This window comes from Mycetohabitans rhizoxinica HKI 454, from assembly GCF_000198775.1.
Classification (GTDB): domain Bacteria; phylum Pseudomonadota; class Gammaproteobacteria; order Burkholderiales; family Burkholderiaceae; genus Mycetohabitans; species Mycetohabitans rhizoxinica.
In genome coordinates, this window is record NC_014722.1 from 1741871 (window position 1) to 1763743 (window position 21873).

20 protein-coding genes and 1 tRNA gene are annotated in these 21873 nt (G+C 60.9%); 16 read left to right on the plus strand and 5 right to left on the minus strand.

The window, feature by feature from the left end; genetic code table 11:
* Positions 1–42: 42 nt before the first annotated feature.
* Positions 43–540 carry a heme-degrading domain-containing protein gene (locus RBRH_RS07685; RefSeq protein ID WP_041753632.1) on the minus strand — a complete coding sequence of 166 codons (498 nt, stop codon included), beginning with the start codon at positions 538–540 and terminating at the stop codon, positions 43–45.
* A gap of 227 nt (positions 541–767) precedes the next feature.
* On the opposite strand from RBRH_RS07685, the gene RBRH_RS07690 reads away from it, so the two are divergent.
* Positions 768–845 (plus strand) — tRNA-Met (locus RBRH_RS07690).
* Positions 846–847: 2 nt separating this feature from the next.
* Here RBRH_RS07690 and RBRH_RS16730 read toward each other — a convergent pair.
* The gene (locus RBRH_RS16730; RefSeq protein ID WP_013435581.1) at positions 848–1036 is read right to left on the minus strand and encodes a cysteine hydrolase family protein; all 189 of its coding nucleotides are present in this window, start codon (positions 1034–1036) and stop codon (positions 848–850) included.
* A gap of 537 nt (positions 1037–1573) precedes the next feature.
* Between RBRH_RS16730 and RBRH_RS07695 the strand changes: the two genes are divergently transcribed.
* From RBRH_RS07695 to RBRH_RS18890, 9 genes are all read left to right on the plus strand, one after another.
* Positions 1574–2119, plus strand: coding sequence for an NUDIX hydrolase (locus RBRH_RS07695; protein ID WP_013435583.1), 546 nt, complete (start codon positions 1574–1576; stop codon positions 2117–2119).
* A gap of 68 nt (positions 2120–2187) precedes the next feature.
* Positions 2188–2928 (plus strand): leucyl/phenylalanyl-tRNA--protein transferase, encoded by a 741-nt coding sequence (gene aat, locus RBRH_RS07700; RefSeq protein ID WP_013435584.1) that lies wholly within the window; start codon positions 2188–2190, stop codon positions 2926–2928.
* A 340-nt stretch (positions 2929–3268) separates the two neighbouring features.
* Positions 3269–4123 (plus strand): arginyltransferase, encoded by an 855-nt coding sequence (locus RBRH_RS07705; RefSeq protein ID WP_013435585.1) that lies wholly within the window; start codon positions 3269–3271, stop codon positions 4121–4123.
* Positions 4124–4162: 39 nt separating this feature from the next.
* Positions 4163–5209 carry a quinone-dependent dihydroorotate dehydrogenase gene (locus tag RBRH_RS07710; RefSeq protein WP_013435586.1) on the plus strand — a complete coding sequence of 349 codons (1047 nt, stop codon included), beginning with the start codon at positions 4163–4165 and terminating at the stop codon, positions 5207–5209.
* Positions 5210–5292: 83 nt separating this feature from the next.
* Positions 5293–6093, plus strand: coding sequence for a cystine ABC transporter substrate-binding protein (locus RBRH_RS07715; RefSeq protein WP_041753634.1), 801 nt, complete (start codon positions 5293–5295; stop codon positions 6091–6093).
* A gap of 12 nt (positions 6094–6105) precedes the next feature.
* Complete coding sequence (locus RBRH_RS07720) at positions 6106–6765, plus strand: amino acid ABC transporter permease (protein WP_013435588.1); 660 nt, start codon at positions 6106–6108, stop codon at positions 6763–6765.
* A gap of 211 nt (positions 6766–6976) precedes the next feature.
* Positions 6977–8251 carry a glycosyltransferase family 4 protein gene (locus RBRH_RS07725; protein ID WP_083813453.1) on the plus strand — a complete coding sequence of 425 codons (1275 nt, stop codon included), beginning with the start codon at positions 6977–6979 and terminating at the stop codon, positions 8249–8251.
* A gap of 99 nt (positions 8252–8350) precedes the next feature.
* Positions 8351–8479 (plus strand): hypothetical protein, encoded by a 129-nt coding sequence (locus RBRH_RS20920; protein WP_255743482.1) that lies wholly within the window; start codon positions 8351–8353, stop codon positions 8477–8479.
* Between the two features lie 388 nt (positions 8480–8867).
* Positions 8868–9008 (plus strand): burhizin family lasso peptide, encoded by a 141-nt coding sequence (locus RBRH_RS18890; RefSeq protein ID WP_157864392.1) that lies wholly within the window; start codon positions 8868–8870, stop codon positions 9006–9008.
* A gap of 163 nt (positions 9009–9171) precedes the next feature.
* Here RBRH_RS18890 and RBRH_RS07730 read toward each other — a convergent pair whose 3' ends face one another.
* On the minus strand, positions 9172–11064 hold the full coding sequence (locus RBRH_RS07730; RefSeq protein ID WP_013435592.1) for a serine aminopeptidase domain-containing protein: 1893 nt from the start codon (positions 11062–11064) through the stop codon (positions 9172–9174).
* A 468-nt stretch (positions 11065–11532) separates the two neighbouring features.
* Here RBRH_RS07730 and RBRH_RS07735 point away from each other — a divergent pair, with 468 nt between their 5' ends.
* Positions 11533–11748 (plus strand): hypothetical protein, encoded by a 216-nt coding sequence (locus RBRH_RS07735; protein WP_013435594.1) that lies wholly within the window; start codon positions 11533–11535, stop codon positions 11746–11748.
* Positions 11749–11861: 113 nt separating this feature from the next.
* Here the strand turns inward: RBRH_RS07735 and RBRH_RS07740 are convergent, their stop codons facing one another.
* Complete coding sequence (locus RBRH_RS07740) at positions 11862–12878, minus strand: amino acid--[acyl-carrier-protein] ligase (RefSeq protein WP_083813454.1); 1017 nt, start codon at positions 12876–12878, stop codon at positions 11862–11864.
* 403 nt (positions 12879–13281) lie between these two features.
* Between RBRH_RS07740 and RBRH_RS07750 the strand changes: the two genes are divergently transcribed.
* The 5 genes from RBRH_RS07750 to RBRH_RS07775 all read left to right on the plus strand — a co-directional run bounded on the left by RBRH_RS07750 (position 13282) and on the right by RBRH_RS07775 (position 19633).
* Entirely contained in the window at positions 13282–13917 is a 636-nt protein-coding gene (locus RBRH_RS07750) for a GNAT family N-acetyltransferase (RefSeq protein WP_041754319.1), read from the plus strand.
* Complete coding sequence (locus RBRH_RS07755; protein WP_013435597.1) at positions 13914–15647, plus strand: mannose-1-phosphate guanylyltransferase/mannose-6-phosphate isomerase; 1734 nt, start codon at positions 13914–13916, stop codon at positions 15645–15647. The genes RBRH_RS07750 and RBRH_RS07755 overlap by 4 nt, the downstream gene beginning before the upstream one ends.
* Positions 15648–15685: 38 nt before the next feature.
* On the plus strand, positions 15686–16873 hold the full coding sequence (locus RBRH_RS07760) for a glycosyltransferase family 4 protein (protein WP_041754322.1): 1188 nt from the start codon (positions 15686–15688) through the stop codon (positions 16871–16873).
* 82 nt (positions 16874–16955) lie between these two features.
* Positions 16956–18212: an oligosaccharide flippase family protein gene (locus RBRH_RS07765; RefSeq protein ID WP_041753638.1), complete on the plus strand. Its 1257-nt coding sequence runs from the start codon at positions 16956–16958 to the stop codon at positions 18210–18212.
* Between the two features lie 260 nt (positions 18213–18472).
* The gene (locus RBRH_RS07775; RefSeq protein WP_013435601.1) at positions 18473–19633 is read left to right on the plus strand and encodes an acyltransferase family protein; all 1161 of its coding nucleotides are present in this window, start codon (positions 18473–18475) and stop codon (positions 19631–19633) included.
* 172 nt (positions 19634–19805) lie between these two features.
* On the opposite strand, the gene RBRH_RS07780 is transcribed toward RBRH_RS07775, so the two are convergent.
* Positions 19806–21053 (minus strand): glycosyl hydrolase, encoded by a 1248-nt coding sequence (locus RBRH_RS07780; RefSeq protein ID WP_157864393.1) that lies wholly within the window; start codon positions 21051–21053, stop codon positions 19806–19808.
* Between the last annotated feature and the right edge of the window lie 820 nt (positions 21054–21873).

The following is a 21873-nucleotide window of genomic DNA, read 5'->3' on the forward strand; positions in this document are numbered from 1 at the left end:
CACGGCATGGCCAGCCAAGTCGGCCGATAGCGGGACGCCAATTCAGTCGTGCGGCAACGCTAATCCGCTGTAATCGTGCCCGAGCAGCGCACACAGCGCTTCCACCACGAGTTCGTGGTCCTGGCGTTGTGCAAGGCCCGACACGGTCACCGAACCGATCACGCCCGCGCCATGCACGGCCAATGGAAACGCGCCGCCGTGCGAGGCGTAATCGGCACACGACAGGCCATACTTGTCGGCCAGCGTGGCGCCAGACTGTGCAAGGCGCAGGCCCACCGCGTAAGAACTACGCCGGAAATGCTCCACCGTATTGCTCTTGCGGCGCACCCACCGCGCATTGTCCGGTGTCGCCCCCTGCAACGCGCAGTAAAACACCGGATGGCCGAAGGTGCGCACGTCGATCGCGACCGCATGCGCCCTCGCCTTGGCGAGCTCATGCAAGTATGCGCCGAGCTGCCATCCAAAATCCGTGTCAAAGCGTGGCGCGACGAGCGTCTTTTCCTGAAGGACAATGTGCTGCAGGTCTCGAGTGATGTCCATGGGCAATGAGTCCGGCCAGCCACGCCGCCGGTAAATAAGAAGTCGGCAAGGCCGGCCAAGATGAAGCCGATGAAGTCGCAGGCTCTCGCATAAGCCATCATTCTAGCGGCATGGCGGCGCTGCGCGGTGCATTCGCGAACCAGGCAGTCTGATGCTGCACTGACATTGCGCGCTGCACATCCTTGCACCGCAGAACGGACCTGTGTATAATTTAATTCTTCAAGGGACGCGGGGTGGAGCAGTCTGGGCAGCTCGTCGGGCTCATAACCCGAAGGTCGTAGGTTCAAATCCTACCCCCGCAACCAAATTATTTTTTCAAAAATCCCGGATTTCGCACGAAACCCGGGATTTTTGCTTTCTTCATCTTGGCGAGGACCAACTCGCCGATGCTGGATTCGGCAAGCCATTGCGCCAATCTGATGCCGCAAAAGCAGTTCGGGCGCGTTTGATCAAAAACCGTATCCGTTTCCGCAGTGACATAAGGTTTTCCAGCCATAGAACCATCCCCACTGCCTGTCGACGATCAGCAGGGCACGGCGGATGGAATACGATTGCATTGAGTTTTCCTGCCAAGCCGGCGATGAACGGAGAAGCGACAAGGCCCTGTCCATCGCTGATGGGACCTTGGAATGAATACCGCTATAGCTCAGTCACGCGCGCCGATCTGATGACCCGCCATAGGCGGCCCCGTGGTCACGGTGGTGGTCATTGTCTTGAGCGTAACGAAGTTCATGCGACGCATCATCATGAGCCGCATTCAAAACATCGTTTACCCAGCAGCACCTATCTCTAGATATTTTTTCATCACCCAAGCCGCAGTCTAATCGATACGGCTCGGATCACAATCCGATGATGGGATGCTCGCGCCCATTCATGGTGCCAACGCCAGCCGTGCGACATTCGTCGCGCCTTTATTTGTGCCGCAGGCGAGCCGATCACGGGCGCGCTAGCGCGTCGGCGATGCAAAAACGCCAAATGTCGGCCACGCGCCCGATGTTAAACTGCGCACCATTGTCCCACCGACCCTCGATCGATGAAATTTTGTTCTGTCTGCGGCCACGTGGTGAGTCTGCGCGTGCCTCCCGGCGACAACCGCGAGCGCTTCGTGTGCGACAACTGCAATACAATTCACTATCAGAACCCACGTAACGTGGTCGGAACGGTCCCGGTCTGGGACAACAAGGTGCTACTGTGCCGCCGCGCGATCGAACCGCGCTATGGCTACTGGACATTGCCGGCTGGCTTCATGGAAATCGGCGAGACGACAGCGGAGGGGGCCGCACGCGAGACGCTGGAAGAAGCGGGCGCGCGCGTCGAGGTTCAAACACTGTTCACGCTGCTCAATGTGCCGCATGTGCACCAGGTTCACCTGTTCTACCTCGCGCGGTTGCTCGACATCGACGTGCAGGCCGGCGAGGAAAGCCTGGAGGTACGGCTATTCGATGAAGCGGATATCCCTTGGGATAAAATCGCGTTCCCGACCGTTGGGCAAACGCTGCGCTTTTACTTCGCCGATCGCGTCGCGGGCGGCTTCGGCCTACACACCGGCGACATCTTCCGCCCACTGCGCGACAGCTAGTCCCGCGCGCGGGTCACACGTCGCGCAGCGTCGCGGCGCAACGCCCGTGCCGACACGCCAATCTCACTATGGTCCCCTGGCTCAGCCCCGACGATCCGTTCCCGCCACTTGAGCGCGCGCTGGACGAAGCCAGCGGCGCACCCGGCCTACTCGCCGCGAGTGCCGAACTGGATCCGCGACAACTACTCGATGCGTACCAGCACGGCATCTTCCCATGGTACTCGAAGGGCCAGCCCGTGCTGTGGTGGAGTCCCGATCCGCGCATGATCCTGGTGCCCAGCGAATTCAAGGTGTCGATTTCGCTGCGCAAGAGCCTGAAAAAAGTCCTGCGCGAACCTTCTTGGGAGATCCGCGTGGACGCTGGCTTTGCCGATGTGATGCACGCGTGTGCAAACGCGAACCGGCATGGGCAGCATGGCACGTGGATCACGCCCGAAGTGATCGCCGCCTATGAGGCGTTGCACCGCGCCGGCTTGGCCCATAGCGTCGAAACCTGGGTCGAGGGCCAACGCGTCGGCGGTCTGTACGGCGTGAGCTTGGGTCGCATGTTCTACGGCGAGTCGATGTTCGCACACCGTACGGACGCGTCGAAGGTTGCCCTCGCCGCGCTCATTGCGCATTTGCGTGAGCACCGGGTTGACATGGTCGATTGCCAACAAAACACCGCTCACCTTGCCTCGCTGGGCGCGCGTGAAGTATCGCGTCGCACGTTTATCGCCCATATGCGCGCCGCGATACGGCACTCGCCAATCCCGTGGCAATTCGACAAGCACGTGCTGCATCGATACTGGAACAACAGTCGCAACTAATGCGCCCGGACCGCGCGACGGGTCCTGCCGCTGGAGTCGAAAGCCATTTGCAAGCTGCGCGCCCAACGCAACGCGGTGCGCGGGCCCACACTGTCCGATAAGCTTATTGAAATGGCGGCCCTATAAGGGACACCCTGCTGCTTGGCAAGAACTTGCGTACGGTGGAAACCTTCGACTATGCCGCTCGGGGGACCTGCGCCACAACCTGCCATCATTTCGTGATACCGTTGTTACAGCCTCGTGTGCTGGCTTGATTTGGCTGCCGCAAACATGCCATCGGCACCGAAGCGATCTGATGTCGCCACATATTGGGCAAACGATTGCTGTGTGAAGGGCTGACGTGACCTACCTTAACGAACTGCCGATATCGCCGCTGTCAGCGCTGCAATTCTATGCGACAGCGCCCTACCCCTGCAGCTACCTGGAGGGACGCATTGCGCGTTCACAGGTCGCCACACCAAGCCACCTGATCAACTCAGATGTTTACACCGAATTGGTCAAGGCAGGCTTCCGGCGCTCTGGGGTCTTCACTTACCGGCCCTATTGCGACGGCTGTCGCGCCTGCGTGCCGGTGCGTGTGCCCGTCGAGCGCTTCGATGCAAGCCGGACCCAGCGCAAGGTGTGGCGCCGTCATCATGAGTTGATCGCGACGGTCTCGCCGCTGCAATATGATGAGGAACACTACGCATTGTATATACGCTACCAAGCCGCACGGCATGCCGGTGGTGGAATGGATTGTGACAGCCGCGATCAGTACGAGCAGTTCCTACTGCAAAGCCGCATCAACTCGCGGCTGGTCGAGTTCCGCGAGCCGTACGAGCCACGCGGCACGACGCGCTCACGTGCAGTGCGCGAAGCTGCGAGCCCTCGCAAGGGCAAACTGCGCATGGTCAGCATGATTGACATCCTCGGCGATGGCTTGTCCTCGGTCTATGCGTTCTACGAACCTGATGTCGAGCGCTCGAGCTTCGGTACCTACAACATCCTGTGGCAGATTGAGCAGGCACGCAGTCTGAAGTTGCCGTACGTGTACTTGGGCTACTGGATTCGCGAAAGCAGCAAGATGGCGTACAAGGCGAATTTCAGGCCGCTCGAGGGACTGGTCGAAGGTCAATGGCGCGATCTAGAGTCTGCAGGGGCCGACACGCCGCCGCTCGATGCCGCCATCGAACGGCTTGCGCGCCCGGTAAAATAACGGGTTTTCGACTCAGGGCCGTCGGCCCAGCCCACTTCCGTGCTCAGTTCCCTTTATCCGCTCGCACGGGCGCGCCTGTTCCGCATGGATGCGGAGGACGCCCATCACTTAACACTGCGCCTGCTGGGCGCGGCCGCCCGCACCGGCCTCGCGCGTTGCCTCGCCCCGCACGCACCCGATGCGCCGCGCACCGTGATGGGCTTGACATTTCGTAACCCGGTGGGGCTTGCCGCTGGCCTGGACAAGGATGGCGCTTGCATCGACGGTTTGGCGGCGCTCGGCTTTGGCTTTATCGAGGTCGGCACGGTGACGCCGCGCCCACAACCGGGCAATCCACGCCCGCGCCTGTTCCGGCTGCCCCAGGCCGATGCGTTGATCAACCGGATGGGCTTCAACAACCATGGCGTGGACGCGTTCGTCGCCAATGTGCGAGCCGCACGCTATCGTGGCGTGTTGGGGCTAAACATTGGCAAGAATGCCGATACGCCAATCGAGCGCGCGCTTGACGACTACCTGTACTGCCTGGAGCGCGTCTATCCGTTCGCCAGCTATGTGGCGATCAATATCTCGTCGCCGAATACAAAGAACCTGCGCCAGTTGCAAGCCGCCGGCGAACTGGATGCGCTACTGGGCGCGCTCAAGGACAAACAACAGCGGCTGGCGGACCTGCACGGCAAGCAGGTGCCACTGGCGCTGAAAATCGCGCCAGATCTTGACGACGAGCAGATCAAGTCGATTGCGCACACGCTGCTGCGGCACCGTATCGATGGCGTGATTGCGACCAATACCACGCTGTCGCGCACCGCGGTGCAGGGCCTGCGCGATAGTGACGAGGCTGGCGGCCTGTCCGGGCGGCCGGTGTTCGACCCGTCCAACCGGGTAATCCAGCAATTGCACGCGCAATTGGGCGACGCGGTGCCGATCATCGGCGTGGGCGGAATTTTTAGTGGCGAGGACGCGAACGCAAAGCTTGCAGCCGGTGCCTCGTTGGTGCAGCTTTATACCGGCCTGATCTACCGCGGCCCGACGCTGGTGGCCGAATGCGTGCGTGCCACCGCTGGCCATCGCGATTCATGCGTAATATAGGCATCTGAAATTGATAGTTAAGTTTTAATGACGGTTTCACTATGATGACCGCCATCTGTCACTACCCGCCAAGAGGGAAAACGATGAAACTTTCGTTGCTCAGGAAATGGCTCGCCGCGGCGCTGGTCGGCGGCGCACTCGGCGCGGCCGCCGTGGCCGCACCAGCCGCCGACCTGCTCGACCAGGTCAAGGAGCACGGCACGCTGCGCATCGGTCTCGAAGGGACTTATCCGCCATTCAACTTCCGCGATGCCCATGGCGAACTTGTCGGCTACGACGTGGACGTGGCCAAGGCGATCGCGCTGCGGCTCGGCGTGAAGCCCGAGTTCATCACCACTGAATGGAGCGGCATCATCGCCGGACTGCAGGCCGGCAAGTTCGACGTGATCGTGAACCAGGTCGGTATCACGCCCGTGCGACAGCAGACGTTCGACTTTTCTCAGCCCTATACGTACTCGGTCGCGCAACTGATCCAGCGCAAGGACGATTCGCGCCAGTTCAAATCACTCGACAACCTGAAAGGCAAGAAGCTTGGCGTGAGCTTAGGCTCGAACTACAACGACATGGCCAAGTCGGTGCCTGGCATTGAGGTGAAGACCTACCCGGGTGCGCCCGAGTATCTGCGCGATCTGGCGGCGGGCCGCATCGACGCGGCGCTCAACGACCGGCTGATGCTCGCATACTTGATCAAGACCAACGCGCTACCATTGCGTCCGAGCAGCACGCTGGGCCAGCAGGAAAAGGTGGGTATCCCATTCAAGAAAGGCAACCCGAAGTTCGCCAAAGCCATCGACGACGCCATTGCTCAACTCAAGGCCGACGGGACGCTGCCGAAGATCTCCGACAAGTGGTTCGGCCTCGACGTGACCCGACCACTGAAGTAAGCTGCCACCTCGATGTCACCGTTGACGTTGTTGCTGCAGTCCGCCCCCGCGCTCGCCGCGGGTGCGTTGCTAACGATCAAGTTTGCGCTGCTATCGATGGCATTCGGGCTAGCCGGCGGCATGTCCATCGCGCTGATGAGCATCAGCGAGCGGCGTTGGCCGGTGAGCGCCGCACGCGCATACGTCAGCATCATGCGCGGCACGCCGCTGCTGGTGCAGATCTTCGTCGTCTACTACGGCCTGCCGAGCGTGGGCATCGAGTTGGATCCGACGCCGGCCGGCGTGCTGGCGTTGTCCGCGAACGTCTCCGCGTACCTGTCCGAGAGTATGCGCGGCGCAATCCTGGGCATCGCACGCGGCCAATGGCTCGCCGCGTACAGCCTAGGCCTGTCGCGCCAGCAGACGCTGCGCTACGTAGTCGGGCCCCAAGCGCTGCGTATCGCAGTGCCGAGCCTGTCCAATAGCCTAATCAGCCTGGTCAAGGACACCTCGCTGGTGTCGGTGATCACCGTGACCGAACTGCTGCACAGCGCGCAGGAAGTGATCGCGGCCACCTACCAGCCGCTGCCGCTTTATGTCGGCGCAGCAAGTGTGTACTGGGTACTGTGCCACCTGCTTGAGGGGCTCCAGCACCGGCTCGAACGCTACCTCGCACTGCCCACGCGGCACTGAGCGGCCATGCGCTCAGCCTGCTCCGCGCGGTATGCGGGCGGCGAGCGCACTTCACGCACTGTGTGCCCGGTGCGCATCATTGTGCGCCCCCGTACATAGATAACGCTGAGTGCTGCCGATAATGGCCCGAGTGGCCATGATGCGCAGGGCGCACACGGCGTCAACACCGCGTCAGCCGCAAGGCCGAAACCTAATCCGAGAGGACCCACGTTTGAAGGTAGCGATTGTTCACGACTGGCTGGTCGTCCATGGCGGCGCCGAACGGGTGCTCGCCCAGATGATCGACTGTTTCCCGCAAGCGGACATCTTCAGCCTGGTCGACTTCCTGGAAGACCGCTCGTGCCTGCGCGGCAAGCCGGTCCACACTTCGTTTATTCAGAAGCTGCCCATGGCCCGGCGCAAGTACCGCGGCTACCTACCGCTATTTCCACTGGCGATCGAGCAATTTGATCTGTCCGGCTACGACGTGATCCTGTCCAGCTCGTACGCCGTGGCCAAGGGCGTGCTGAACGGGCCCGACCAGCTACACGTGAGCTATGTGCATTCGCCAGTGCGCTACGCATGGGATTTGCAGCACCAGTACCTGAGCGAGGCGGGGCTCACGCGCGGCGTGAAATCCGTGCTCGCGCGCGCGCTGCTGCACTACATCCGCAACTGGGACGCGCGTTCAGCCAACGGCGTGGACCTAATCGCAGCAAACTCGCGTTTTGTCGCGCGGCGCATCCGCAAGGTCTATCGTCGCGAATCGACGGTCATTTATCCGCCAGTGGACGTTGAGCACCTGCAGTTGAATACTGCCAAAGAGGACTTCTATCTGACCGCGTCCAGAATGGTGCCCTATAAGCGCATTGACCTGATCGTGGACGCCTTTTCCCGGATGCCACAGCGCAAGCTGGTCGTCATCGGCGATGGCCCGGAGATGGCCAAGATCCGCGCGTTGGCAGGCCCGAACGTGACGCTGCTCGGCTATCAACCCTTCGACGTGTTGCATTCACACCTGCAGCGTGCCAAGGCCTTCGTGTTTGCCGCCGAGGAAGACTTTGGCATTTCACCAGTCGAAGCACAGGCATGTGGCACGCCCGTCATCGCCTACGGTAAGGGCGGCGCGCTCGAATCGGTGCGCGCCCATACCGACGCACAACCCACCGGCCTGTTCTTCGATGCGCAAACCACGCCCGCGTTGATCGATGCCATCGAGCGGTTCGAGGCGCTGCCCCACGGCACGTTCGAGCCGCTCGCGTGCCGCGCCAACGCGCAACGCTTTTCTGCGGATCGCTTCCGCGCCGCGTTTTCCAACTTGGTTATGGAAGGCTACCAGCGGCTGCAGGCTGAATTGGCGTCGCCAGTCAACGATCCAGCGCGCAACGACGTGCCGTCGTATGCGATCATGCCAGACCAGCCGGCTGTCGCCACCACGCTGGCGTGCGCGCCGTCCAGTCGCGTAAGCTGCTGCGCACCGCGCCCGATACGCATCCCCAGTTTGTGATCTTCAAAGGCACGGAGGACAGCTTCGCGCATTCCGAAGGATGCCTGACTGATACATCGCCATCTTGACTACGCCGCAATCCCGCTCGATATGGAGCACGTGGACACCACCGCGCTGCTCGATGTCGCGAAACGTGACGCGGCGACCATACAGCGAATGCCAACGATGATGGCACTCGACTTCCTGTCTGATATAGGCGCAATGAACGAGAACGTGCGAACGGCCTGATTGCATCTCGCCCACGTCGCTCGAGATCGCCACGCGTTGGACTTAATGTAACGATTTAATTTTTGTCGTTCATTTTGTAGATATTACAGCGCTATCCCAAAGCGCTTTGCGGCTACATCGTGCGTAACTGACGCAAACACCGTCCCTCAATTGTCTCGATGATCAAACGCGTCATTAACGACATCAGCCAAATTTGCTTCCCTGCTCTCAAGCGCAGCATTTAGAGCTATGTCAAACCGCCAATACGCTTAGGATTTAAGCACATGGCTTTTGCAATGTACTATTCTCTTACTAAGCTGAATTCAGCCATGTCGTTCATAAATGACATCGGCCTCGGGGCCACTCATAATGTTGGTGGCGTTTTTAAGCTATGAAAAAGGAGATTCTCATGGATCAGTCCCAAAGCATGAATTATCAAGCATTGGATTTGCCGCTGGATGACGAATCACTGATGGAACTGTGCGCTTCCGAGTCGACGCTAGGTGGCTCAGGGCAATATAGGGAGGCTGGTGTTGGCCGCTTCCTATAATCATTAGTTTGGTATAAAAGCTTACGCTAAGCAATACGCCGAGCACTGGCCTACATGGATGTATATGCGTGGCAGGCGTTGTGAGGGATTGCTTAGCGTCGCGACGCTGTGCTGGTCGCGCCATCAATACGCCGAACTCGTGTTTGGTCCCCTTCCGTTCCCGCTATAGCATCGCCTCCTCAGACGGCAGCGTCGGCGTAGCTGCCAGCACATGCGCGTGCTCGTAAGACGCAGGAGCGAGCCCGGCGCGCAGCGATGGACGAGCCTGCCGCTCATCGAGCACGTCGGCGAAAAGCTCCGTGAGGAACGCCTCGCACAATGCCGCGACGCGCTCGCGTGCTGCCGGATTCAGCACCTCATGATCCATGTTGGGTATCACGCGGGCATGCACACCGCCGATCCGTGCAAGCCGTTGGCCACCATGACCGAAATGAACCTCGAGTTCGTCCAGGCCACGGTCCAGCGGACTGAACAGCAATTGCACGCGAACCCCGCGCGCGGCCAACTCTTTCATCTGGCGACGCGCTCGCTGGCTGCTGCCCGGCGCATCTCGCATGTCTTGCGTCCAGGCGGCCGCGAGGCCCCGCGTGCGCGCCACCGCATAGCGGCACAGCGTGCCGATGACCGGCCGCAGGCTGACCTCGCCGCGCAACACCTGGGCCCACTTCTGCGCGCGCCACATCGAGCGGAAATGCGCGCGGGTCGATCCGGCACCCACCCGGCCGGCGTCATGCATCGTAAATCCATCGGGAAACGAAAAGCCGAGCAGGTTCACCAGCATCAAGCCCCGGATCGCCGCATTGTCGAGCGCGGCGCGCAAGCCCAGGTATGCACCGGAGCAAATACCGAACACCGCAATGCCCGGATGGCCGCGCGAGCGCGCCCAATCGACCGCATCGGACGTGTCGGCGGCCAGCGCGTCGAAACTCAACGAGCCCGGATCGATCTGCGTAGCCGCCGCCGCGCTGTCGCCCAGCCCGCTCGCATCAAGCCGCAGCGAAGCAAACCCCGCACGCGCGAATTGGCGCGCCAACTCGACGTTAAAGCGTCCGTCCCCGACATGGTGCGTGGCGGCCGTGTTGGGGATCACAACAAGCGGCGCACGGCCCAATCTGCCCGCCGGTTCGCAGAGGATGCCGAACAATCGGCCCTGATCCAACTTGACCGGCTGCTCCACCATCCAGTCAGTCTGAAGCGGCGCATCGTCACACATCGGCATCGGCGATGCGGGACGCGATGCGCCCGCCGAAGCGGCCTGAGACGTCACCTCTTCGTTCACCAGCCACTGTGTGACGGCATCGAGCGTAGCCTGCGGGACTTCGGCGAGCCAAGATGGCTGCATCGCGCCCGGGTATTCGGCGAACCAGCCAGCGTCCACACGTGCGCCCTGCGACCGGTACACATCGGCGAGCGCATGGCTCGGATCGTGCGGGTCGACATGCATGATCAGCACTGACGCCGCGGGCGGTGCCTGGACGCGGCGCAAGTCGTGCTTCGCCACCTGCTCCATCGCGGCCAGCTCGAACCGATGCCCGAGCACATCGAATGCGCCAGCCGGTGGTGCGTCGGTGCGCACGTGCGAGCCCGTCTTCTCCCGCCATGTCTGCTGCAACACCTTGAGTTCGCGAACGAACTGCCGGCCCGAGACGACGGGCGCCATTAATACGACGCGCTGCGCGCCGACCTGGGGCGCGGCCTGTGCGGCCACCATCGCGCCGTAGCGCGCCCCGACCAGCGCAATGCGTTGCACCCCCGTCACACGACGCAAATGTTCGACGGCGCTCACCACTTCGCCCGTCCATCGGGTCGGCTCGACCAGCGTGTCACGATCCAGCGAATCGCCGGTGCCTGCATAGTCAAAGCGCAACACCGGAATGCGCCGCGACGCCAACCGCTCGGCCAGTTGCCGCATCGTCTGGTGCAACCATAATGCTTCATGCCCGAGCGGGCTGCACAGCACCACGCCCCAACCCACGTCGCCCGGATCGCCAGCCTGCGCACCATGAAGCCAGCCGAAATGCCCATCAAACGAGACAGGCCGCATCGTCGCGTTCATTCTCTAACCCTCTTTGTTCTTCCACCCGGCGCCTGCGTGCCATGCGCACGGGCCATCCGGCCGTCCCCCCTCCATGACAACGCGTCCACGGCACGGATGCGCCGGTTAGTAGGCGGCATCCGCACGGGTGGGGTCGGTACGCTGACACACCCAATCGAACCATGCTCGTCGCCGTGCGTGTGCCGCCTTCGCGCTGCCCCCCGCGCCGAAGACGGGTATCGGGTTTAATCACGGGCTTTCTCCCGACGAAATAGGGGAAAATCCGGCCATTTTGTTTGTCTGTCACCCCTGGGACGTTCTTCTAGATTGGCGCATACTAGACGTAAGGGGACTCCTTAATTTTCGCGCAGTGCTGCCGATAGGCAACGATGATGGCCAACAGTGCAGCGGTGCGCATCTTGCCGGACTTCGCGCTGTCGGGCTTGGGGGACGCGCCGGACGAGGCGGTGCGCTTGAAGGGATAAAATCATGAATAACATGCTGCATATTGTAATCATCGTGCTCGCGATCCAAGCCGTCGCGCTATTTGTTGCCATGGCATTCGGACGCGCGGCCAAGAGCGGAGATCGTTTCGAAAGACTGAACGAATTCGACGACGCGCGCGCCACCAAGACAACGCTACTCGCGCGTCGCGAAGCCTCCCGGGTGGCACAGCCGGCGCAGGTACAACAACCGAGCCATTGAGCGCTCCAGGACGGCGCGCGTAACACGACGGGCGAACCGCTTTGCGCGTCTCACCCGCCACTGTGCAGCCCCGCTCGGGCCGTATTCCGCCGCTCGCACGCTTCTTCGCGCGGCTACTGGCCGCATGGCGACTTCCATAGGGTCTGCCGCACCCGCTGCGGCCAGGCGGCGATATCGAAACCATGCAACTTGAATAGCGACAGCGCAATCCGTTCAAGCCCAAAGCCGCAGCACCCAGTGTGCACGATTTCACCGGTTTCGCTACGGATGTCCCATGTCTTGCCGAAGTTGTCCATATGGTAGTTGAAGCTGCCACACGCGGTCGGCTTATGCGGATTCAGCACGGTCACCGCCGCCTCGAACTTAAGCTGCAGCGCACGTTGGCTGTTTGCCACGACGCGCCCGCCCCGGCCGAAAAACGGATCGTTGGCCAGCTCCAGTGACATTGGCAACTCCAGCGCATGAAACATCCAGCGCGCATGGTCCATCCAGTTTTGCCGGAAGGCGAGCACTTGCTCGGGCGTGCCCATCCTGACGAACTCGCGCTGCCGAAACAGCTGCATCCGCTCCGGCTCCAGTGACGGCTCCTGACGGAAAACATACGAAAAAATATCGATCAGATGGCCTTGCGCCGGCACCGGACCGCGCTTGGCTATCACCGAGTAGACGGGATAGCAGGCTACTGGCGTCATCATGATGCGTGTGGGCTTTTGCTCGGCGGTCCAGTCCTCGCCTTTATCCAGGCAGGCGAGCAAGCGGGGATGGCTGAAATCATTGCCGCAGAAGCTGAAGACCGTGCCAGCCAACTGCGGAAAGTTCTTCAAGTAACCGCTTTGCTCGAGCAACGTGCGGCTCATCGCCGGCGGAAACCGCATCACGTCAGCACCGCGCTCCACTCCCCATGCACCGATCAAGTCGCTGATGCGCTCGACGACGTCCTCGAACACGGCGCCACGGCCATACAGCCCATCGACGTCGCTCGGAATCAGCAAGCCGCGCTCGAATAACTGCTCCAGAAAACTAGCGGCGCCTGCTGCATCGTTCAGCTCGCGAGTGGTCGCCGCGCGATCGCGCTCGTTCGGCACAGCTCCGGGACCGGACTGTTTCGATTCCAGATTGGCACTACCCATGTTCGGCTCCTTTGGCGGGGATTCGTGTCGCATGATCGATGCTGCGCTTTGTGGGCTCCGGGCGGATGGAAACGGCGCGGCAGACGCTGTCCGGGAACGCCGCCGTGCGGCACAGCAAGCGCACGTTGTACGCGAAAACCCGCACGGCCATCGGTTCGCTGCCGAACAGTGGACCAGTGCACGTTGAGCGTGCACTGCACAACGCCGGCGGCGCAACCTCACCTCTTCGCCAGGATCCATGTCGAATAGTGCGCTTGCGAACAGAGCTTGCCCGCACTCGCCAGTACCTTCGTTCCATAGGGTGCGGCCGCTTTTGGCATTGCAACATTGCGGTGCCGGCGGCGCACGGTGCTATCCGGCCACGCCTGGCGTTTTCTGCGCGTGGCCGAACGAGGAACACATCATGGACTGGAAATGCTGCGAATTCGGGCAACTGAGTTCGGACGAGCTATATCTGATCCTGCGCGCGCGCAATGCCGTATTGGTTGTCGAGAACGCCCACGTGCACCTGGACATCGACGGCAAGGACAAGCAAGCGTTGCACGTTTTCGCGATCGATACGCGTGCGCAGCAGCGATCGGTGGAAGGCTACGCGCGCCTGCTGCCGGGCGATGACATCGACCCGGAAACAATCATTGACAAATTCTTGACGAGCGCCGCGCGGCGCGACGACGACACCGCCGAGCAACTGCTCAGGCGGGCACTGAGCCATGCGCGCGAGCGTTGGCCAGGCGCGCCGGTGCGGATCCACTCGCCGATCTACCGCGAAGCGTTTTATAGCCGGTTTGGTTTCCGCAAGGTCGACGGACCGTTCCTCGAACACGGAATGCCGTACATCGGCATGATCCACTCGATGCGCGACACGACGCTACCCAGCCGCGGCCTGCTGCGCGGCGTGCGCGGCCTCGTCGAGCCGGTGGCCGGCGCGCTGGGCAGCGTCACCCAGCCGGCCCGCGCAGTGCGTGCCGACGCACGCACCGAATCAGACGCTTACGCCTTCTCATCTCGCCTTCCCGCAGATTCCGGAGTAAATCGATGACCGGCACCGAGCCTACATTCACGTCTTCCGTCCCGGCCGACGCGCCGCCGCACCTGCTGCCGGTGATCCTGGCCGGCGGTTCAGGCACGCGGCTGTGGCCGCTTTCTCGCGAGCACCACCCCAAGCAATTGATTGGCCTGATCGCCGATGAATCGTTGCTGACAGCAACTGCCCGTCGCTTGGACGGCATCAGCAGCGCGACGCTAGACAACGAACTGCTGCTCGTGTGCGGCGAGCACCACCGCTTCATGAGCGCCGCGCAGGCGCGCGCCAGTGGCAAGTCCGCCCGCATCCTGCTGGAGCCGGTAGCACGCAACACCGCACCGGCGCTCACGCTTGCCGCGCTAGACGCGCAGGCGCGTCACGGCGACCCGGTGCTAGTGGTGATGCCCGCCGACCATGCGGTCACTGATCCAAAGGCGTTTCAGGACGCCATCGCGCTGGCCGCCCGCTACGCGCAAGCCGGCGCCATCGCCACGCTCGGCGTGCTGCCCCGGCACGCGGAGACCGGCTATGGATACATCCGAATCGGCGCGCCGGTGCAGCATGCCAATGGCACACTGGGCGGCCACGCAATCGAGCGCTTCGTCGAGAAACCGCACCAAGAGCTGGCCCGCCAATACCTGCAGTCTGGCGAATATTGGTGGAACAGCGGCATCTTCGTGGTACGCGCGTCGACCTGGCTTGCGGCAATCGCCGCGTTGAACCCGCTCATGCATGCCGCCTGCGAGGCAGCTTGGCGAAGCGGCGCGGAGGAAACCGGTGGCTTTTTCAAGGCGGACGCGACGGCCTTCGACGCATGCCCGTCCGATTCGATCGACTACGCCGTGATGGAACGGCTCGCCGATCCAGCGGGTCCGGGCATCCAAGGCGTCGTTGTGCCCCTGGCGGCCGGCTGGTCCGACGTTGGCTCATGGGACGCCATCTGGGAAATCATGCCCAAGGACGCAGCCGGCAACGTCTCGCGTGGCCGCGTCATCTTCGAGGGCACGGAGGACAGCTTCGCGCATTCCGAAGGACGCCTGATCGCTTGCGTTGGCTTGAAGGACGTCGTGGTGATCGAGACCGCCGATGCAGTGCTGGTCGCCAACAAGCACGATGTGCAGCAAGTCAAGGCCGTGGTGGCGCGGCTCAAGTCCGAGCAATACGTCGAAGCCGAAGATCATCGCAAGGTGCATCGCCCCTGGGGCTATTACGATTCCATTGACCACGGCGAGCGTTTCCAGGTCAAGCGCATCGTTGTCGAGCCGGGCAAGCAACTGTCGCTGCAGATGCACTACCACCGCGCGGAGCACTGGACCGTGGTGCGCGGCACCGCGCGCGTGACTTGCGGCGACAGAATGTTCCTGCTCAGCGAGAACGAGTCGACATTTATCCCGCTGGGCACGGTGCACCGGCTTGAGAATCCGGGCAAGACGCCGCTGGAGATCATCGAGGTGCAGTCGGGACATTATCTGGGCGAGGACGATATTGTGCGGCTGGATGACCAGTACGGCCGGGCCTCTCGGCCGGCGGCGGGTACACCTGGCGCATCTGGTGTACCTGGCACATCCGGCGCGTCCGGTACCACGCCCGTCGCAACCGCTCATGCGATGGAAGCCGCCGATGCCGTGGGAGTCGCCGATGCCGCGCAAGCCGCTCCGGCCACGGTCGCCTCCCGCGCTGGGGAAGCGCCGAGCGCCATGGCCGCGCCGCGCGGCGGCGTGGGCGCATGGCGAGCCGGCCGTTGACCGTGCGCGCCACAGGGCCCACCCTCGCCAAGCGCGAGATGATGGTGCTGGTCATCAACGATTTCGTGCGCAAAGGCGGGGCGGAGGAAGTGTACCGGACCTCGGTGGACGTACTGCGGGCGTTGCCCGGCGTGGACGCCGAAGGCTTCGACGAACGATCGGTGGCCGCCGCGCATGGCATGGCACGGCGCGCGTGGAATCCGGCCGCGGCGCGCGCGCTGGCCGCCACGATCGAACGTGTTCAGCCCCAACGCGTGTTGGTGCACAACTATCACAGCCTACTGTCGCCATCGATTTTGCCGGTCATACAACGATACAAACGCAAGCTCGGCTACCGCACCTTCCTGACCTGCCATGACTATCACATGGTGTTCTACAATCCGAACCTGCTGACCTATCCGAAGCCGGGCGTGTCCAAGCCTCTACCACTGGAGGCGCTGGGCGACAGCCGGCGGCTGCTCGCCCGCGCCAGTGCACGAGGCATGCTGCACGATGCGGTGAAAAAACTGCATTGGCACGCGGTCAATACGGTGCTAAACCCGTGCGCCGTCTTCGACCAATTCCTGTGCCCGAGCCCGTACATGCGCGATGCGCTGGCACGGCGCGGCATGATGCGTTCAGCGATCCTGCCCAATCCAGTCAATACCCGCATCGCCCAGGCACCGCCCCGCATCGTCGACAAGGACCGCTTTGACCTGGCATTCGTCGGACGCATCGAGCCCGAAAAAGGACTGGATCCGTTTCTCGAACTCGCCAGCCACACGCAATGGCATCGGCTCGGCAGCGTGACCCTCTACGGCGACGGCTCGCAACGCGATACCCTGCACGCGAAGTACACGACGCTGGTCAACTGCGGCCGATTGCGCTTCGCGGGTCGGCTCGACCACGCGCAGTTGTTTGAGGCGCTGCGCGCGCACGATGCGGTCCTGCTACCGTCGATCTGGGCTGAAAACGCACCATTGGTGATCGTCGAGGCAGCGATGATCGGTCTACCGGTGCTCGTGCACGATCTGGGTAGCTTAGCTAGTTTTGGCGATGAGATCGGCAACAAGATCAAGTACCAACACACGCCTGACAGCCTGGTCGCCGCGCTTGATGCACTAGGCATGCATTTGCGCGACACGCGGCGCCGTTACGATTGGTCCCAGTACACGCGCGAGCACTATGCGGCACGGTTGAGCGCCCTGCTCGATTTGCATGCCGGAACCGATACCGTAGGTAAATAGACATGATCGATCAGCGCGACATCCACGCGAAGCTGCCGTGCACAGCCTGCGCCGGTTCATTTTTTCCAGTCCGGAGCCGGACATGTCGTCCGTAAAGAAGAACTTCCTGTTGTTGATGACGCTGCAGTTGTCGACCTACGTCGTACCGCTACTTACGCTGCCGCTGCTCACCCGCGTACTTGGCCCCGAGGGATACGGCCGGCTGGCGTTCGCGTTGGCTGTCATCACCTACTTCATCAATTTCACCAATTACAGCTTCGACCTCACCGCCACGCCACGCATCGCGCTCGCACGCGAAAACCGCGCCGAGCGCTCGCGCGTGTTTTGGGCGACCTTTCTCGCGCAGGTCGCGATTACCATGGCCGGATTCGTCATCCTGCTCGCGTTGACCTTCATTGTCGAGCGCTTCGCTCTTGACCGCACGCTGCTGATCATCGGCTTCGGCATGACTGTCGGCGCCGCGCTCACGCCGAGTTGGTACTTTCAAGGCGTGGAGAACCTGCGCACGATGAGCCTGCTGCTGTTCGCCAGCCGCGCGCTCAGCGTCCCCGCGATGTTCCTACTTGTGCGCGAGCGCTCCGACGTCACGCTCGCAATGGTCGTCAATGCCGCCGTGCCGCTTGGCTCCGGCATCGCGATCTTCGTCTATATGTGCATCCGACGCGAGGTTGAATTCGTTCGGGTGAGCATCACGGACATCGTCGATGCGCTGGCCGGCGGTTGGCAAGTCTTTCTTGCGTCGACGTCGGTCGCATTCTATGCATCGACCAATACCGTGTTGCTTGGTTTCGTCTCAGGCAACGTCGCCGCCGGCTATTTCGCCGCGGGCGACAAGCTGATTCGCGCCGCGATCAGCATGTTGCAGCCGATGAAAGCCGCTGCATACCCGCACATTAGCTACCTAATGCACCATGCGCGTGAGGATGCGATGACCTTCCTGCGCAAGTTGTTCATGGTCCAAGGTGCGATGGTGTTGACGATCTCACTCTGCATCTTCTTCGGCGCGCCGCTCGCCGTGCGCATTCTGTACGGCGCGACCTACGAGCCGACGATCGGCGTGCTGCGCTGGATGGCATTCATTCCATTTATGGCGGGGATGACGGACCTGTTCGGCGTGCAAACGATGCTGCCTCTGGGTATGAAGACCGCGTTCAGCCGCGTGCTGATTTCCTCCGGTTTCCTCAACGTCGCCTTGCTACCGTTGCTTGCGAAGTGGTTCGCTGAACAAGGCGCGGCGGCCGCGGTACTGGTCGCCGAGAGCGCGGTGGCCACCGCGCTGGCCTACGTTCTTTATGTCCAAGGCGTGTCGCTAATTGGACGGGCGGCGCCACGGCAATAGCGATTCCGGAAAGATGCGCTATTGTTTTCAAATGTTCAGGAAAATTTTTTCGGCGTACTGCTTGAATTTTAATGGATGTGCGGTGACGCACCGAAGCGCCTCGTGTCCAACTGTAACGTAAAAAAACTTTGCATACGCGCGTGCACCCACCACGATTTAATGTCGCAGTCACGGAGTAGGGTCGCGAAGGCGATGCTGCAATCGACGCGGATCGTCCCTGTCCTGTGGATATCCTCGATAACTAGATCCAAGGCCCTTGAATGGCAAACCCTCCAGAAAATGGCCGTTTAGACCACATCGACGCGATGCGCGCTATCGCGGTATTATTTGTTATCTGGACGCACTATGCTGAACTACTTGCCCCGCTGGCGGGATCTCAACATGGGTTGGACGCACTACAGCGTTCGGTCAACTTCGGGCGCATCGGTGTCGTGATTTTTTTTGGAATCAGCGGGATGCTGATTCCAAACAGCCTGCGGGGCAGCATCGCCGATGGTACGCGCACATTTTTGATACGCCGTTTCATGCGGCTGTACCCCGCATTCTGGCTTTCGGTACCACTTGGCTATCTTACGTACTGGACGCTGTTCCAACAAAAGATGAGCAGCATCGGCATTCTCGTCAACTTGACGATGATCCCAACGGCATTCGGCTTCGACACCATCATGGGCCACTACTGGACATTGGAAACTGAATTGTATTTCTATCTTTTATGTCTAGTTTTGTTCTGGAGTGGCTTGCTGCATCAAATGCGTGCACTCGTTACCGCCAGCGCGGCACTAGGCATACTGTTCGTCTTGACCACTGCATGGCATGTTATTCCTAATAATGCATTGGGGCAGTACAAGGGCATGTTGTATCATTTGTCAATCATGTTCTGGGGAGCAGTATTTCGCAAGGCGTACGACGAACCCAACGCAATCTTGCCTATCTGGCCACGCAGACGCTCTATCCCTGCGTTGTCGATGACCTACCGTGGCGTATTGATTGCGTTGACCACACTGATCGCTTTAATTGCAGTGGTAATCGCTATCTATACTCTTCGGCGCCATGACTATGCGCACGTTTCGTCGTCAATCGGCTACCTCGTCGGCATCGCGTTGTTCGCCAGCTTCGCCACCCTATTCAAGATCCATCACCCGTCATTTGCGTGGCTAGGCAAAATCAGCTACTCCGTGTACCTATTGCATGGAATACCGCTATATCTTGTGTTCTGGCTGTGTCGGCATTATCAGTGGACCGGCGCGCCGCTTGGCGTCTATATGCTTGCTCCATTGGCACCGGCAATCGCACTGTCCTGGCTAAGCTTCAAATTTTGCGAAGCGCCTAGCATCCGTGCGGGACATGCGCTAACCTGTGCATGCCAGACCCGTTTAACGGAGCGGGCCCGACCGGCTACAGCACGTTCGCAACGCTTCTGAAACACAGGCGCCGATTCCGCGCTACTCTCCATGCACCAGCAACGCTCATGGCAAGAGCGTCGAGCCATGGCTTGACATAGAGCACGCAATAAGTGGCGCAACCACAACGATAAGAGCAGGGCTAACGCCACCCTTCACAGCCCGCATGCATGAACCGCGGGCTATGCCATCGCTACACCCTGCCGCGGGCGATGATTTCTTTGACCACGCTATAGGCTGGCTTTTTCGTGACAGCATCCGACTTGATCAAGCCATAGCCATCGTCAGCCGACATGTCGAACAACTCATACAACTGGACCGACTGCAGCAAACTGTACTGCGACTTGAGCTTGACGAATTCCTGCATTTGAGTGGCCAGGTAGCTCGCTTGTGCATTAAGCAGCGTGTTCTCGGACTGACCATACGGTCGATAGCCATACTCGGAAATCCAGATCGGTCGCCGGAAGCGCCGCGTCAACTCTTGAAGCACATTGATACCGTTCGCATTCGTGATGTCTCCCATATCGCTATACCAGTGCCAGGAGGTGACATCCCAATTAACGCGTGGCCCACTCGTTCCACCTTGGGGATCCGTGCCGTCGGCCAGCATTTGCAAAATACCGAAGTGTAACCACCCGGCGGTAACGGCCACTGCTGCGCGGGGATCCGCGGCGCGTACGCCATCGATCATGCCGCGTATCATCCCGCGGTAAATAAAGTACGGCGTCACTCGGTAGTCGGTGCGAAAGTTGCCGCCACGGGATACGAAACCGATTTCCATTTCGTTACCGCACTCATACAACAGTACCTTACCCTTTAAAATACTTGCGATGGAGTATGCGAGTTGAAAGCTATTGCTGTACGCAGAAGCCTCATCGGTATTGAATAGCTTTGGGGTGATCACCACTGAGACACTAATGCCGGTACCCCTCAGTGCGTCAACAAAAGAGGCAATGTTCTTTGCCCCCATCGTATTCCAAACATCTTGGCGAACATTCGAAACCCCAAGATCGCGCATGTAGGCTATCTGCGTGGCAAACGCCGTGCCATACGCATTACCCGAATTAATGTGTCCGTTGATTCCGAAGAACCCGGACGACACTGCATTGTAGCTGTTCGACGACATGGAACTGGAGGTTGCCGCGGCACTGGATGTCGTCACACTGACGGGTGTAGTACTAGTAGCACTCAAAGCCGATGCGGCTGAATCTAACGAAGTCGCGCCGCTGCTGGACCAGCGGCGCGTACGCTCGAAGCTAGCAGCTCCGACCTCGCTACTTGCACACACTCCCAGCGCCATCGTTCCGGCTGTAGCAACCAGTGTGCGAAGGAATTCACGTCGCACACATAGCGTGTCTTTCGCACTGCCTTGGGAGCCCAAATCGATGTTTGAGGCGCAGTGAGAGGGACTTTTAGATGAATTGCTCTTCTTCGAAATCATGAATTTGAATGTATAGTCATACAAAGGCCGATAATCGAAACGCACGGGCCTTCGCCAAACGTTGGACGAAAGCACTTCGTGCCCGTGCCGCATTGAACGCGACGAAGAACCGCACCCCTGGGACACTGGGCATCGCCTTGCACTTCGTGGGAATGGGACTTCTTCGTGACGAAACGGTAGATCGAAGCCAGACGCACAGTGACACATGGTGTGGATGGCAATCGACAGCCGAATCGACGAGCCCGAAGCTAGCCAGCGAGCGAATTATCCGCACGCAGAAGCTAAGAGAATTAGGATGACGCTTCATGCGTCGAAAGAACGAGCGCACATTCTACTGAATTCGGGCGCTCGGAAAGATGGATGTTTCGCTGCACATGCGCTGACGGCGCATAGCGCAGCCAATTACCGTGCCCGACTCAATGTGCCCGGCCACATGATGCACTCGGTACGACTGTCACGCCGACAGGTAACCCCTTATCTAGGTTATGCCCACCGCCCGAAAGCCGGCACGTATTGGGTCGAAATGGTACGTCAACGCACTGATATGGGTTGAGTCATGCGCGATGCTATACCAATTGACCAAAGCGTATGCGCCCTTCCCGGCTCACGTACGTCACATGAGGCGGCGGTGGTGATCCGACGCCATGACGGCAATAGCCAGCGGTTGCCTCAGTGATTTATTGCGGACCCTGTGAGATGAACGACACGAATTCGAGCCATCGCGGCCGCACTCTGCATGCCGGATCAGCGCGCCCCGGCGGTAAGCAGCACGTCGTCGGTTCATCATGGAGTGGGAGGTTTGACTCCAGTAGGGCACGAG